The sequence below is a fragment of the Microbacterium sp. W4I4 genome (assembly GCF_030816235.1).
GTDB lineage: Bacteria > Actinomycetota > Actinomycetes > Actinomycetales > Microbacteriaceae > Microbacterium.
Map to the genome: position 1 here is coordinate 1,800,140 of NZ_JAUSXT010000001.1, position 14,629 is coordinate 1,814,768.

The 14,629-nt window shown below is 63.7% G+C and carries 12 protein-coding genes and 1 pseudogene; 2 read left to right on the top strand and 11 right to left on the bottom strand.

Translation table 11 applies throughout. The features are described from left to right. Positions 1 to 132: 132 nt before the first annotated feature. From QF046_RS08560 to QF046_RS08595, 8 genes are all read right to left on the bottom strand, one after another. Positions 133 to 720, bottom strand: a complete 588-nt coding sequence (locus tag QF046_RS08560) for a hypothetical protein (RefSeq protein ID WP_307368478.1) — start codon at positions 718 to 720, stop codon at positions 133 to 135. Positions 721 to 893: 173 nt separating this feature from the next. Beyond that, on the bottom strand, positions 894 to 1,832 hold the full coding sequence (locus QF046_RS08565) for a ribokinase (RefSeq protein ID WP_307368482.1): 939 nt from the start codon (positions 1,830 to 1,832) through the stop codon (positions 894 to 896). Beyond that, positions 1,829 to 2,812, bottom strand: a complete 984-nt coding sequence (locus tag QF046_RS08570) for a nucleoside hydrolase (RefSeq protein ID WP_307368485.1) — start codon at positions 2,810 to 2,812, stop codon at positions 1,829 to 1,831. The genes QF046_RS08565 and QF046_RS08570 overlap by 4 nt, the downstream gene beginning before the upstream one ends. Positions 2,813 to 2,829: 17 nt before the next feature. Next, positions 2,830 to 3,576, bottom strand: a complete 747-nt coding sequence (locus QF046_RS08575) for a GntR family transcriptional regulator (RefSeq protein WP_307368488.1) — start codon at positions 3,574 to 3,576, stop codon at positions 2,830 to 2,832. Between the two features lie 123 nt (positions 3,577 to 3,699). Beyond that, positions 3,700 to 5,100, bottom strand: coding sequence for an MFS transporter (locus QF046_RS08580; protein ID WP_307368491.1), 1,401 nt, complete (start codon positions 5,098 to 5,100; stop codon positions 3,700 to 3,702). A gap of 43 nt (positions 5,101 to 5,143) precedes the next feature. Continuing rightward, complete coding sequence (locus QF046_RS08585) at positions 5,144 to 6,079, bottom strand: nucleoside hydrolase (protein WP_307368494.1); 936 nt, start codon at positions 6,077 to 6,079, stop codon at positions 5,144 to 5,146. A gap of 25 nt (positions 6,080 to 6,104) precedes the next feature. Next, positions 6,105 to 6,809, bottom strand: a complete 705-nt coding sequence (deoC, locus tag QF046_RS08590) for a deoxyribose-phosphate aldolase (protein ID WP_307368497.1) — start codon at positions 6,807 to 6,809, stop codon at positions 6,105 to 6,107. A gap of 20 nt (positions 6,810 to 6,829) precedes the next feature. After that, a complete protein-coding gene (locus QF046_RS08595; RefSeq protein ID WP_307368501.1) occupies positions 6,830 to 7,756 on the bottom strand; it encodes a ribokinase in 927 nt (308 codons plus the stop codon). 154 nt (positions 7,757 to 7,910) lie between these two features. Between QF046_RS08595 and QF046_RS18290 the strand changes: the two are divergent. Beyond that, positions 7,911 to 8,685: pseudogene (locus QF046_RS18290) on the top strand (nucleoside phosphorylase). 126 nt (positions 8,686 to 8,811) lie between these two features. Then, positions 8,812 to 9,597, top strand: coding sequence for a GntR family transcriptional regulator (locus QF046_RS08605; RefSeq protein ID WP_307368507.1), 786 nt, complete (start codon positions 8,812 to 8,814; stop codon positions 9,595 to 9,597). Between the two features lie 194 nt (positions 9,598 to 9,791). Here the strand turns inward: QF046_RS08605 and QF046_RS08610 are convergent, their stop codons facing one another. From QF046_RS08610 to QF046_RS08620, 3 genes are read right to left on the bottom strand one after another with little or no spacing between them, the layout of a single operon-like run. Next, on the bottom strand, positions 9,792 to 10,790 hold the full coding sequence (locus tag QF046_RS08610; RefSeq protein WP_307368510.1) for a nucleoside hydrolase: 999 nt from the start codon (positions 10,788 to 10,790) through the stop codon (positions 9,792 to 9,794). Between the two features lie 37 nt (positions 10,791 to 10,827). Beyond that, positions 10,828 to 11,772 (bottom strand): ABC transporter permease, encoded by a 945-nt coding sequence (locus QF046_RS08615; protein ID WP_307368514.1) that lies wholly within the window; start codon positions 11,770 to 11,772, stop codon positions 10,828 to 10,830. After that, the gene (locus QF046_RS08620; protein WP_307368517.1) at positions 11,769 to 14,561 is read right to left on the bottom strand and encodes an ATP-binding cassette domain-containing protein; all 2,793 of its coding nucleotides are present in this window, start codon (positions 14,559 to 14,561) and stop codon (positions 11,769 to 11,771) included. Before QF046_RS08620 ends, QF046_RS08615 begins: the two co-directional genes overlap by 4 nt. Positions 14,562 to 14,629 lie beyond the last annotated feature (68 nt).

Consider the following 14,629-nt stretch of genomic DNA (forward strand, 5'->3'; position numbering starts at 1 on the left):
GCCGCGAAAGCGCGGAACGGACCAGCACGCCGTCCACTATCCTCTCGCAGCCGGCGGTGGCGACCGTTCACTCTGAAGACAAGACGACCGGGCTCCATCCTCCTGCCGGTGAGCCGTGCTGCGGGTTCGGGCTCACAGCAGAATCTCCAAGGCGTCCTGGATCGAGGGGCGCGCCTTCGGGAAGCTCTTGGCCATCGTCAGCAGTGCAGCGGGACTGTTGCCGCGTCCCCGCAGCCATTGTTTGAGCGCGCTGATCGCGAGGTCGCTCCCCCAGGTGTGCCGTAGCCGGAAGAGATCGATCAGGGTCCGCTCGGTCGAGTACAGCCCGATCGTCAGCCCACCCGGCAGCGCGTATTCCTCGCGGCCGATTTCGAAGGTGTCGGCGTCGAAGCGGTGCCAGGCGATGGGAGCGTGATGGACAGTGAGTGGTTGCGTCCCGCGCGGGATAGCGATGTCGCTGCGTGTGGGGATCTCGTCGGTGAGTTCGTGCAACGACAGCGCGGTGAGCAGGCAGAGTGTCGCGTCGGGTTTCTTCGCAGCGATCGCGGTCCATGCCGCGGTTGTGTCGTCCGTGAGTCCAGCACGCAGGAACAGTCCGGGCGCGATGCGCTCGAACTCACCGGACTCGATCAACCTCTTCAGGCCATGTCGGGTAAGGCCGTGGTCGGCCAGGCTGTCATAGCCGAGCAGGTCCGGCAAGGTTGCGGCGTCGACCCTCACTCCATTCCAACAGAAACCATGACAGGTCAAGCATACCTGTAATGGTTTTTGCTGACCAGTGGTCGAACGGAGTCAGCAACGGGGCCTCGCGTCGCGGCACCGCGCGGTAAGTTCACCCAACTGGATCGGCCTGCTTCGGTTTCGCGCATTCAGATGACAGAGGCCTTCCCGATTCAATCCCACGTGAGCAGCTCCTCGACCTCGGCGCGATCCCGATACGACGATTGTGCACCCGCGTGCTGCACAGCGATCGCTGACATCGCCGTCGCGAAGCGGACGGCGTCGGTGAGGCTCGCGCCATTCGCAAGTTCACATGCAGTGGCGCCGACAAACGCGTCGCCTGCCCCTGTGGTATCGACGGCGCGCACGACATGCGCCGGGATAGAGCGCAGCCCGTCGCTATCAGCAACGAGTGCGCCCGCGACACCAAGGGTGATGATCACCGAGCGGGTGCCTGCCTCCCGCAACCCGCGCGCGAGGTCTTCGGGTGCCAATGACTCGTTGCCCAGCACGATTCCCGCCTCATGCTCATTGACGATGAGTGGATCGCACCAGCGCAAGATGCTGTGCTCCAGCCGCCGCGCCGGCGCCGCATTCAGCACGACCCGAACACCGGTGCGCCCCGCGCGCTCAAGCGCGTAGGCGACCGTCTCTTCAGGGATCTCCATGCTCGCGACGAGCACCGACGCGTCGCGCCAGGCTTCGGCTGCGGCATCCACGATCGCGGTGCAGACCTCGCGGTTCTCCCCCGGTGAGACGACGATCGAGTTCTCGCCGTCCGGAGTCAGCAGGATCAGTGCTGTTCCCGTAGGCCCGTCGCCGATGCCGAGAGCAGAGACGTCCACGCCCGCGTCGGCGAGCGCGTCCCGCAGGAGTCGCCCGTAATCATCATCGCCGACGCGACCGATGAAGGTGGTCTCTGCACCCGCGCGCGCTGCGGCCGCGGCCTGATTTGCGCCTTTACCCCCGGGGTGCACTCGCAGATCCGAGCCGAGCAGCGTCTCGCCGGCCCCAGGGCGCCGCTCGACTTCGACGACGAGGTCGGCATTGGCGCTTCCCAGCACGACGACACCGTTCGACATCTTCCCAACCTCTTCTTCAGCGGTCATCATGCGGCCAATGCTTCGGATTCGTACGCCGCAATGAGCGCGACGACATCGTCGGCGATTGAATCCTCGATGTCGAGCAGCAAGGTGTGTCGTGCGCCGGGTATGGACGGGTTGCCCGAATAGAGCCCTCGCAGGTCACAGAGCGTCGCGCCGCGAGACGGGCCGTCCGAGGTGTCGATCACGATGTCGATGACAGGGGCGCTATTGATTCTGAGCGTACCCGCCGCTGCCGCCACGGCGATCGTGTCGTGCATCGTTGCGGTCCATGTGCCGAACGTCTGCGCGCAGAAGTCGCCGTAGAATCCGAGAATCTGCGACATGTACTGGGCTGCCGGTCCGCCCGCGGCCAGCGTGGCCCGGCGTTCGGGTGTGATGAGAACTTTCATCGTGACGTCCAGGCCCGCCATCGTGATGGGCCACGCCGCAGCGAATACCGCCGCAGCGGCTTCTGGATCATGCCAGATGTTCGCCTCAGCGACAGGTGACACGTTACCCGGCGACATTGCAGTGCCGCCCATGATCGACACCCCGGCAATTAGCGACGGAAGCTCGGGTTCAATCACCAATGCCGCAGCGAGATTCGTCAGTGGACCCACGGCGGCGATCCACACCTCACCGGGATGCGCGCGTGCGGTCTCGACGATCTGCTGCGCCGCAGAAATGGAGGCGGCGGGCCCGACCGGAGTTTCATCGTACGCGTTGCCCTGGCCATCGTCACCGTGTACGAAGTAGGCGTACTCCTGCTCTTCGCCGAGAATCGGGCGCGCAGCGCCCTGCGCCACAGGGATGTGCCCGGCCCCGACCATTTCGAGGGTGTGGATCGCATTGCGCGTTCCCATCGGCACTTCGACGTTTCCCCAGACTGTGCCGACTGCAAGCAGATCGATATCGGGGTGCAGCGCTGCGTACATCAACGCCATCGTGTCATCGACACCGGGGTCGCAGTCCAAAATGATCTTCGTCAAACTCTTGTCTTCTTTCATGGGGCGGCGAGCGAAACTCACCGACTGAGCAGCGAGGTGACCCGCAGGCGATCCGAGCGGATCCACACGTCTGAGTATTCGATGGGGCGACCATCAGCGAGGTAGGTGACCTGCTCGAGGTACTGCACCGGATCGCCTTCGGCGATCTCGAGCAGCTCCGCAGTCTTCGCCGTCGCACGCTGTGCGCTGAACGAGCGGCGAGCTGTGGCGATCTTGAGCCGGTAAACGCCCTCTATTGTCGCGAACAGTCGCTCCTTCGTGAAGTCGATGTCGTCGATACCGCGCACATCCGTCGCGCGGACGTAGTTGTGCAGCAGCGCGACCGGCCCGTTGACCGCCACATGACGGCGATACAGACGAAAGACGCGTCCGTCTGATTCGACATTGAGGAGGGCAGCTACCGGAGAGGGCGGAACGACGAGTCCACTTTCCAACACTTCGGTCGTCGTCACGATTCCCTGCGATGCGTAGTCCTCGCTTAACGTACTGAGCTTCTGCGCGATTGCGGGCTCGATGGTCGCCGACGTGACGAATGTGCCCTTTCCGCGCACCTGTCGCAACAGGCCCTCCTGGATGAGGGTGTGCAGAGCCTTTCGCAACGTGCCTCGACTCACCGCGAGTTCTCGTGCGAGCTCCGGCTCACTGGGCAGGCGATAGGACGGTGGCCATTCACCCGACGCGATGCGCGTGCGGAAACCATCCGAGATCTGTGCATGGATCGCCAAGGGCAGGTGGCGATCGACGGGTCGAACGTCAACCATCATTCGTCTCTTCTCATGCAGGTCGGCTTTATCACGGAGGCAATTCGAGCGTATGCCACGGCGGGAGACCGGCACCGAGGCGCCGCGCTCCCGCCATGACTATCAGTCGTCGTCGGCGCGTACGGGTTATACCTTCTCCCCTGCCGGCGGTCGGATGAACAGACTCGCGATAAGCGCAAGCGCGGCCAGTCCGCACGAGATCACGAGACCAGTGATGAACCCCTCACGGGTACTCTGAGCGACATAGGGTGCGACGACGGCGATACCGAGGCTCGCTCCGATGCCGAACGCAGCGCCGTTCAGGCCGGGCAGGATGCCCGGTTCCGCCTTGGGGGAGAGGAGCACGCCGAGACCATTCACGGTGGTCAGCGCAAGCCCGTTGTAGGCGATTCCGAACAGCACGACGGCCACGATGATCGCGCTGAACACCGTCGGGAACACGGCCACGATCGCGATGCCCAGGATGCAGATCGCCAGGCCGATGCGCAGCATCCGGATCCAGCCGAACTTGCCGGCGAGCCACCCGGAGATAGGCGCGGCAGCCACGCCGATGAGAGCTGGCGGAGTCAGCACGAGTAGCGCCGACATACCGCCGTTCAGACCCAGGCCCACCTCGGTGTTCTGGCTCAAGACCACAAGCGTGAAGTTGATCACCGCGAACACGCCGCACAGGGTCAGCACGGTGGTCGCGATCATCGGCCAGACCTGGCGCGAACGCAGGTGCTCGACAGCCACCAGCGGATGGGTTGTGCGCTTCTCCAGGAACCAGAAGCCGACGAACGCCGCGATCGTGATCGCCGCCCACAGGAGCGTCATCGGATCGAGCCAGCCCTTCGACGACCCTTCCGACACGAAATAAGTGAGCGCGATGAGCACGATGGAGAAGAGCGCTGCGCCCCACCAGTCCATCTTCCCCGCCGAGCGAGGTGCGCCGTCACGGGGCACGACGAGCCAGATCGCGACGAGACCGATGACGCCGAACACGAGGATCACGACGAAGATCGACCGGAATCCGAAGCTGTCGGCAAGCGCGCCGCCCAGGTACGCGTCCAGACCGCCGAGGCCGCCGTTGACTGCGGTCACGACACCCATCGCGGTGGCGAACGCCTTACGGGATAAGTTCTCGTTGAGCAGGATGTACGCGAGCGGGAAAGCTGCGGCGGTCGCACCCTGCAGCACGCGACCTGCAAGCAGCAGGGGCAGGTTCGGCGCGACCAAGCAGATGATCGTTCCGACCATCAGTGTGCTCAGCACGAGGATGAACATGCGCCGTCGCCCGATGAAGTCGCTCCAACGGGCGAGTACGACACCGCCGACCGCACCTGCGAGGAAGAACAGCGAGATCACCTGCGAGATCGCATCAATGCTCTCGCCGAGGCGGTCCGCCATGTCCGGCAGCGCCGGACTGAGCATGCTCGAGTTGAGCTGGTAGGCGAGGACGCCGAGGATCAGTACCGTCACGAGCGCGACGGTGCGCCCTCGCGTCATCTGCGGAGGCGCGGCGGCGGTGGTGGCCGATGAGGACATCAGAGAACTCCTTCGTTCATGGGGTAAATGGTGGGATTCGGGTTCAGGACAGAGCGTTGACCATGGTCTGGAAGAAGAGTTCCTGATCGATCTCCTCGATGACCCGCGCATTGGGCGCGTGTCCAGAGCGGTTCACGGCGTCGACGAGCATGTATCCCTGTGTGAGCCCCGGATTGGTCTCGACATCGACGAAGTACTCGGTCGCCTTCTTGACGATCGCGGGCTCGACAGCGATCGCTGCAGCGATCGAGTCGGGGTGCGTACTTCCCTTGACGCCATGCGTCTTCTCGACATACTCGACGCTCGCACGGTTGGCCCGTGTGAAGAACCGCGACTGCGGGGTATCGAGCTCATCGATGATCTGAAGCTGCTCGGGACTGAACCGGCCCTGCGTCATCGTGAGATCCCAGGTGACGAGCGTGACGGGGAATCCCGCAGCGAGCACGATCTTCGCAGCCTCAGGGTCGTGCCAGAAGTTCGCTTCCGCGGCTGCGGTGATGTTGCCGACGGCATTGTTCGTACCGCCCATGATGAACATGTCCTTGACCTTGCCGGCGATCGATCGATCAGCCGCCACTGCGCAGGCGAGGTTCGTCAGCGGCGCCTGAGCGATGATGGTGAACTCGCCCGGGTTGTCGTTGATGAGGCGGATAAGCGCCGCGACGGCGTTCTCGCTCTCTGGGCGCTGCGTTGCCTTGGGGAAACCGGCGCCGCCGAAGCCGTCGACACCATGCACGTAGGACGAGTCATCGAACGGGGCGATGAGCGGCAACCGGCATCCCTCATAAACGGGCACCTGCCCGCCGAAGCCTGCAACCTCGATCGTGTACAGCGCGTTCTCGACCATCTGATCGAACCCCACGTTGCCATAGTTGATCGTGACGGCCTCGACCTGCGTATTCGGGTGACGCAGGCCGATCATGAGTGCGAACGCGTCGTCCTGCGCGGTGTCGGTGTCGTGGATCAATCGAAGAGTCATGGGATGTGCCTTTCGGGAAGTGCGGTCAGTAACTGGTGGTCTGGTCGTCGGAAGAATCGGTCACGATCTCGATTCCCGCGCTCGTCCCAAGTAGCACGGCACCGGCGCTCAGCAGTTCGATCGCCTGTGCGCGGTTCGTGATCGCCCCCGAGGCCTTAACCTGCACACCCGGCCGTGCACGCTCGACGAGGTAGCGGATGCTGGCGCGGTTAGCGGTCTCGATAGCCCCACTGCTCGCGTTCTTGAGGAACGCGACACCGGCGTCCATCGCAAGATCGACAGCCGCCTGCTTCTCGGCCTCGCTGAGGAGCGGGAGCTCGAGCATCACCTTGACGGGAACACCCGAGGCGCGAACGACGCCCGCGATGTCGTCGCGGAATTCATCGAACATGCCGCTCTTGAGGTAGCCGACCTGCACACCCATGTCGATCTGAGTCGCACCCGCCTCTGCGAGTCGCTCAGCTTCGAAGGCCTTGCCCGCCGGCGTTGTGACGCCCACAGTCGGGAAATCGAGCGCACTCGCCACACCGATGCCTGTCCCCTCGAGTTCTTTCGCCGTGAGGCTCACCCAAGACCCCGGAACCATCGCGGCGTTGAAGCCGTACTCAATGGTCTCCTTCGCGTGGGCGATCATCTCGTCACGGGTGAGGCCGGTCGCGATGCGAGTGTGCTGGATGTAGGGCGCGAGTTCGCGCGGGGTGAGGGCTGCGAAGTCTGTCTGGGTCGTCATGGGATGTTTCCTTCCGGTGGTCAGTTCTGTGGGTTCTGCGAGCGCATGATGCGATCGATGTCGGCGCGCGTCGGGAGCGCGTCGATGACTCCCGCGCGTGTCACGGCGTGGGCACCTGCAGCGCTTGCGAAGCGGACGGCGTCGTCGATGGGGAGGCCCTCGGTGACTGCGACCGCGAGTGCCGCAGTGAATGCGTCGCCGGCTCCCGTCGTGTCCACGACTCGGTCAGCGCTATATGGGGCGAGGACCCGCGGGGTCTCATCCGTCATGACCGCGCAGCCGCCCGCGCCGAGGGTCAGCACGATTGTTGCGGCGGTCTTCTGCCGCAGGCGACGCAGCAGTTCTGTCGGGTCAAGGTCATGAGCATCATCGAGCCCGAGCAGCAGCGCCGCCTCGCTCTGGTTCGGCGTGATGATGTCGATCCAGTCCCAGATCTCTTCCGGCAGAACCGTCACCGGTGCCGGATTCAGCAGCGTCCGGGTTCCCTCTTCATGCGCGACACGCAGTGCCGCGCTCGCCGCTTCGGGTGAGATCTCGAGTGAGACAACGACGAGGTCGGCCTCACGGACGACGTCGCGGAACGCTTCGACGTGTGCGGGGGTGAGTAGCTCGAGAGCACCGGGGGCGATCGCGATCTCGTTCTCACCGGCGTCGTCGACGAATATGAAGCCGACCATCGTAGGAGCATCCATGCGTGCGACGTGGCCCGAGCCGACTCCTTCATCACGCCACAGCGTCAGAGCATCGTCAGCGGCATGATCACGGCCGATCGCCGTCAGCAGTTCGACTTCGGCGCCCAAACGTGCGGCAGCGATCGCCTGGTTGGACCCTTTACCGCCCGGTCCTGCGGAGTAGAGACCGTGCGACACCGTCTCGCCCGCGGAGGGAAAGTGAGGCACTGTCATCGTCATGCCGACGCCGTACCCGCCGACTGCTGCGATCTTCATCCCGAACTTCCTTGTCTATGGACAACCATGTACATGCACACAACCACATTCGTACGAGTTCGTCAACTTCAGTGCACGACTGGGACAATTGCGTTGCTCCCTCAAGAGGTATAATGTCATACCCGTATCGTTCCGCAGTACTCAGGGAGCCAAGATGAGCAGTTTTTCAGCTGTTGACAAAGACACGTCAGGCATAGGCGAGCGTCAGTACCACATAGGAATCGCCCCTGGGGAGGTGTCGAGCGTGGCACTGCTGCCCGGCGACCCGTTCCGGGTGCCGCTAGTCGCCGAGTTCTTGACCGACGTCAAGACCGTCGCCCACCAACGCGAGCACATGACCATGGTCGGAACCTATAAGGGCCGTTCGATCACCGCGACATCGACGGGTATGGGCTGTCCCTCGACCGCGATCGCGGTCGAGGAGCTCATCCGTGTTGGCGTCACGTCGTTCATCCGTGTCGGTTCGTCGGCTGGCCTGCAAAGCGGGATCAAGCCGGGGGACCTCTTGGTCAGCGAAGGCACGCTGCGCAACGATGGTACGACGGCCGCGTACGCTCATGCTGGTTTCCCTGCCGTGCCAGACCTCGAGATTGCAACAGACGCTGAAGAAGGTCGCTCGCGAGCTCGTTGCTGGCACGGACACCGAAGCCTATTCGGGGCTCAACGTCAGCGACGACGCGTTCTACGCGGAAGGACCCGAGTGGATCGACCAATTGAATAAGCTTGGCATTCTGAATGTGGAGATGGAGAGCTCGGCACTTTACGTGGTGGCCCGGCTGCGCGGGGTTCGCGCCGGCATGATCTGCGCAGCGTCGAGCAACTTGTTCGACGGAACCAGCTTGTACGACGGCGTGAAGGATCAGCTCAAGGACGGCTGGATGCGCAGCATCGAAGCTGCACTCGAGACCGCCGTACGACTGGAGTTGTAGCCAGGCGATTCGATCCCTTCGGGCGCAGGGATATAGTCGTTGACTGGTGTCATACCTCTTGGGTTCGATGCGTGCACGAAAATTCCTTCGTGGTTGATGTCTTCCGCTGGTCCGAAGGAGAGCAATGTGAGAGCGACGAAGACCAGTTTCTTGGATAGTCCGCTGCTGACCCCCCCTGGACAGCCACTACGCATCGCCGTGTACTCACGCATTGCGGAAGGCATCCGAACGAACACCTTCCGGCTCGGTGAGGCATTGCCGCGAGAGACGGAGTTGGCTGTCTCGCTCGGCGTGAGTCGAACGGTGGTGCGAGAGGCGCTGATGCTTCTCGAGGAGGACGGGCTCATCGTCACCAAGCGTGGCATCGGCCGATTCGTCACTGATTCGATCCCCCGGGTCGGCCTCGAGGAACTGCGACCTTTCGAGGAAGTCCTCGCTGAACCCAATTCGGCACTGTCGGTGAGGGGCATTGAGTTCACTCTGCAGCAGGCGACAGATTTCGCCTCAACCTACTTGCATCTCGACTCCGAGGCGAACATCTGGTTTCGTGAGAGCCTCGTCAGCGTCAGCAGTAACCCCCTCGCGATCGTGCAGGAGTACCTGCCCGCGGGGCGGGGCCTGAGCGATGTAAGCGAAGAATTCGCGCGCTTCCTGCCCGAAGCGGCAGAGGCTGACGCGACCGTCCTCAAGTCCGTGCTCGATCGGCTCGGCCCGATCTTCAATGGAGCCGTATGTCATATCGCCGCCAACGTGGTCGGGCAAACGCGAGGTCGACAGCTTGGAATGAAGGCTAGCGAACCCGTTCTGATACTGACTCAGACCGCAGAGATCAACGGAACCCCGACCTATTTGGCCAAGTGCATCGTCTCGGCACAGGTGGGAAGCCTATCGGTTATGCAGTCCAGCGGATAGCGACTCGCAACGTATCATCGCCTCGTCCGCAAACGGTACCAGCGATTGAATTGAGATCTTCTGCCCTGCCAGCGGAGTCTAGGTCGACGAGCCGAAAGCGCGAGGCTATTGCCTCTTTGGCACTGCATCCATGATCGGGTCTGTCAGATGCATGGACCTGGGCCGCGCGTATGTCCCTCGTCGAGGATGGACCGTTAGTCACTGTGTCCGGCCTGCGCCCGCGATCGTTTCTCCGCGGCACCTCTGTACTCGCTGATGATCGCCACGACATCGTCGGCGATCGAGTCGTCGATGTCGAGCAGCACCGTGCAATGCGCTCCCTCCTGCGAAGGAAAACCCATGTATCGGCCTCGCAAGTCGCACAGCGTCGAGCCATGCGAGGGCCCGCCCGAGTAGTCGACCTCGACATTGACGACCGGGGCCTCTCGAACGATGAGCGTCCCGGCCGCAGCCGCGACGGCGAGCGTATCGTGCATGGTCGCATTCCAGGTGCCGAATGCAGTGGCTGCACAGAAGTCACCGTAGAACTGCATTATGGTCGACAAGTATCGACCGGCGCTGCCGCCGTTGTCGAGCACGGCACGTCGCTCGGGAGTTATTAGGACCTTCATAGTGACGTCGAGGCCCACCATGATGATGTCCCACTTGGCACGGAAGACCGCAGCGGCCGCCTCGGCATCGTGCCAGATGTTCGCCTCGGCCACAGAAGTGGCGTTTCCGGGTGCGAGCGCGGCACCACCCATGATCGAGACACCGTCGACCAGCGACGGCAGATCCGGCTCGAGCACGAGCGCCGCGGCGAGGTTGGTCAGCGGCCCGACGGCGACCAACCGGACTTCTCCCGGATGACGGCGCGCTATCTCGACGATCTGCTGCGCGGCCCCGATCGGAGCCACGTCGTACACCGGTGCACCGTCGTAAGCGTTGCCCTGCCCGTCCTCTCCGTGCACGTAGCCGGCGAACTCGGGCTCGGCTCCGACCATCGGGCCGGCGGCGCCCTGTGCGACGGGGACGTCGGCCGCCCCGACCATCTGCAGAGTATGCAGCGCATTGCGCGTTCCCGTGACCACATCCACGTTCCCCCACACCGTGCCGACGGCGAGCAGCTCTATGTCCGGGTGGAGCGCCGCGTACATGAGCGCCATCGTGTCGTCGACACCTGGGTCGCAGTCGATGATGAGTTTCGTGACCACAGCATTTCTCCTAAGGATTCAATAGACGGGCGGCGACTCACACGCCGGCGAACTTCAGGGCGCGCTTCGCGCGGGCGTTAAACGCGGCTTTCACGCGCACGGCCACGACGACGAGCGCCACGATCGTGATGACATACGGGGTGGTCAGAGCCAGCGAGGAGTTGACCCCGCCGAGAACCAGCCTGTCCGCCAGCGCATCGGCAGCACCGAAGATGGCGCAGGCGATGAGCGTGCGATACGGCCGACCCAGCCCGAAGGTCAGCGCAGCGAGAGCGATGAACCCGCGCGACGACGTCATGTTGGCGGTGAAGGATCCGACGGTCGCCATGGCAAGTTGGGCACCGGCAAGGCCGCACAGCAGTCCGGACAGCAGGATGGCGATGAACTTAACATTGAACACGTTGATACCCGCGGCGACCGCGGCGGGCTCGTCCTCGCCGACCGCCCGCAGGTGCACACCGTACCGGGTTCGGTAGAGCACATAGGCGTACAGGGGCACGCACAGGAAGGCCAGCCAGACGAGGATGGTCTGGTTGTTCAACGCGGCGCCGATCACGGGTATCTGCCCGATCGGGCCCAGGTCGATCTTCGGAAGAAACGCTTTGACGTCTCCGGGCGTGACTCCAGCGTTGCCGTAGAGCACGATCAGAAGCAGCACGGTGATTCCCAGGGCCAGAAGGTTGATGCCGATGCCGACGACGATGAAGTCCGCCTTGAAGACGAGAGCCGCGATCGCGAATATCAGCGCCAGCAGGCCGGCCGCCCCCATCGCCGCCAGGATGCCGATCCAGGGACCCGAGAACGCACCGACCGCTACCGCGGTGAAGGCGCCGACGAGCATCATGCCTTCGAGGCCGATGTTGAGGATGTTCCCCATCTGTGTGAAGGCTCCGCCGACCGCCGCCAGCAGGATCGGAGCGGTCTTCATGAGGATCACCGCGAGGGTGCCCGCGGTGAGGACCTGCGCGAGGATGTCGTTCATCGTGATTCCGCCTTGCTGGAGTGCACCGGTTCCGTGAGTGAGAGCCGCTTTCTCCGCCCCGGAAGCCGGACGACGAAAGTGGCGGTGATCGCGATGATGATGATGCCCTGCAGGACATTGACTACGGGGAGCGGGACACCCACGGATTGGATGCCCGTGCCTCCGGCCATCATCGTCGCGTAGAACAGGGCCGCGATGAGCGACGCCCAAGGATTCAGTCGCGCCAGCAGCGCGACAGTGATCGCGAGGAAGGCGAATCCCGGGGAAAACTGCTGGATGAAGCGTCCGCCGTTCGGACCGATGACATACAGCGCACCGGCGAAACCCGCTGCAGCGCCCGAGAGCATGAGCACCTGCATCGACATCGCGCGCGTGGACACACCGGTGTACTGCGCAAACCTGTTCATCTCGCCCATCTGCTTGACTTTCAGCCCCCAGATGCTTCGCGTGAGCACTAGCGCGAGCCCGATGGCGATCACGATCCCGATGATCAGATCCGGCCCGAAGCCGTACATCGAGTCGAACATCGTGAGCCGGGACTCCTGAGGAATCTTGGGCGAGGCCACGATGCCGCCTTCGGGGTCCTTGAAGGGGCCCGTCACGAAGAAGTGAGTGATGAGCTTCGCGATCTCGGAGAGCAGCAGCGTCGCGACGATGATGTCGACCCGCCAGAAGGCATAGAGCGCACCGGGGACGAAGCCCCATGCGGCACCGGCCAGAGCTCCGACCACCAGGATGAGCAGCATGTGGAGCATCGGAGGCAGCCCGGTGATCGCGAATCCCGCGAACGCGCCGAAGAATGCGCCGAAGTAGAGCTGTCCTTCGCCACCGATGTTGAAGAAGCCCGCACGGAAGGAGATGATCGTACCCGCCGCCATGATGGCGAGCGGGATGAACGTGGCGATGATGCTCGCCATTCCGAAAGGCGTCCGCCAACCGGAGGTGAAGAGCTCCCAGTACGCCGCGATCGGGTTCTGTCCGATCAGGAGGATGATCACGGCACCGAGGACGAGCGCGGCGAGAAGCGCACCGATGGGCTGTGTGGCGCCTTTGACGAGCGCGGTCCCGAGCTCAGTCAGCCTGCTCGGAACCGGAGTCCTGAGCACCTGGCGCGCCGTTGCCGTAACGGATTGAGGAGCGAGAATGCTCGTCGTCTTGACCTCCTCCAGGACGATGTCGGCGCTGGGCTGTTCGGGCTCCGCTAGCGTCGCCCCAGTGGCGGCGAGTTCCGCAGCGCGTCGTGCGTGTTCGAGCTCCGCCTGAGCCAGTGAATCGGGGGTCGGCGCGATTCCCGCCATAGCCAAACCGACGGCCACCTCCGACATGTTCTCCTGGGTGAACTCTGCGACGATCCCCCCTCGATAGATCACCAGCAGACGATCCGAGAGGCTCATCACCTCGTTCAGATCTGCCGAGAGCAGCAGCACTCCCGCACCCCCATCCCGCGCTCGCAGGATCGAGTTGTGCACGAACTCCATCGCTCCGACGTCGACACCGCGCGTGGGCTGGGAGACGAGCAGCAGCTGCGGCTCCGATGCGAACTCTCGGGCGATGATCACCTTCTGCATGTTGCCGCCGGACAGGGTGGCCACGGGAGTCTCGGTCGTCGCTCCCCGAATGTCGAACTTCGCGATCAGCGTGCGAGCGAAGTCCCGCATCGCTTTCATCGAGAGCCACCCGAAACGTGCGATCGGCGCGTGCAGGTGAGTGCTGACCGCGTTCTCCGCAACGCTCAATGTCGGGGCCGCGCCCTCGTCGTGACGATCCTCGGGGATGTAGGCGAATCCATTCGCCCGCCGCTGTGCGACCGACGCACGGGTCATTTCCTTGCCCGCGAAGGTCACCGTGCCCCGGGGCGGATTGTACATGCCGGCGATGGCTGCGGCGAGCTCCGTCTGTCCGTTGCCCTCGACTCCGGCGATTCCCACGATCTCCCCACGGCGCACGCTCAGGGAGAGATCGTTCACGACGATCGCGCCCCGCTGATCGATCGCGTACAAGCCCTCGATGCGAAGCGCCTCGCCGGTGGGGTTCGGCGGAGTGTGCTGCACCCGCAGGAGCACCTCTCGCCCGACCATCAGCCGAGCGATGTCGGTCTGGCTCAGTCCTTGCGCAGGCCGGGTGTCCACGACTCGACCGTCGCGGATGACGCTGATCTCGTCAGCGATCGAGAGTACTTCGCCGAGCTTGTGAGAGATGAAGACGACAGCACATCCTTGTGCCGCCAATTGGCGGACCACGACGAACATCTCCTCCGTCTCGGCCGGAGTGAGCACCGCCGTCGGCTCATCAAGGATAAGAACTCTGGTGTCGTGCGAGAGCGCCTTGATGATCTCCACGCGCTGGCGCTGTCCGACGGAAAGGTCCTGAATTGTGTCCTGCGGGTTAATCTGCAGCCCGAAGCGGGTGGCCAGTTCTTCGACCTTCTTCTCCATGGCACGCTGACTCAGTCGGCCCAGCCTGTTGCGGAGCTCCCTGCCCAGGAACACGTTCGACGCGACCGAGAGCGAGGAGACGAGCTTGAAGTGCTGGTGCACCATCCCGATGCCGAGCGAGTTAGCACGGTTGGGATCGTTCATCACCACCGGCTCGCCATCGAAGATGATCGTTCCCGAGTCGGGCTGGAGATTTCCGGAGATCATGTTCATCAACGTCGTCTTGCCTGCACCGTTCTCGCCTACGATCGCGTGCACCCGCCCCGCCGTGATCGTGAGCGAGACGTCCTCGTTGGCCGTTTTCGATCCGAACGTCTTCGTGATGTTCCTGAGCTCAAGGATGCGAGCACTCATATCGGTTCCTTCGTGCGTTAGGTCTGTGGAACGGGTGGGTGCGGACTGCTGTCCCCACCCACCCGCGA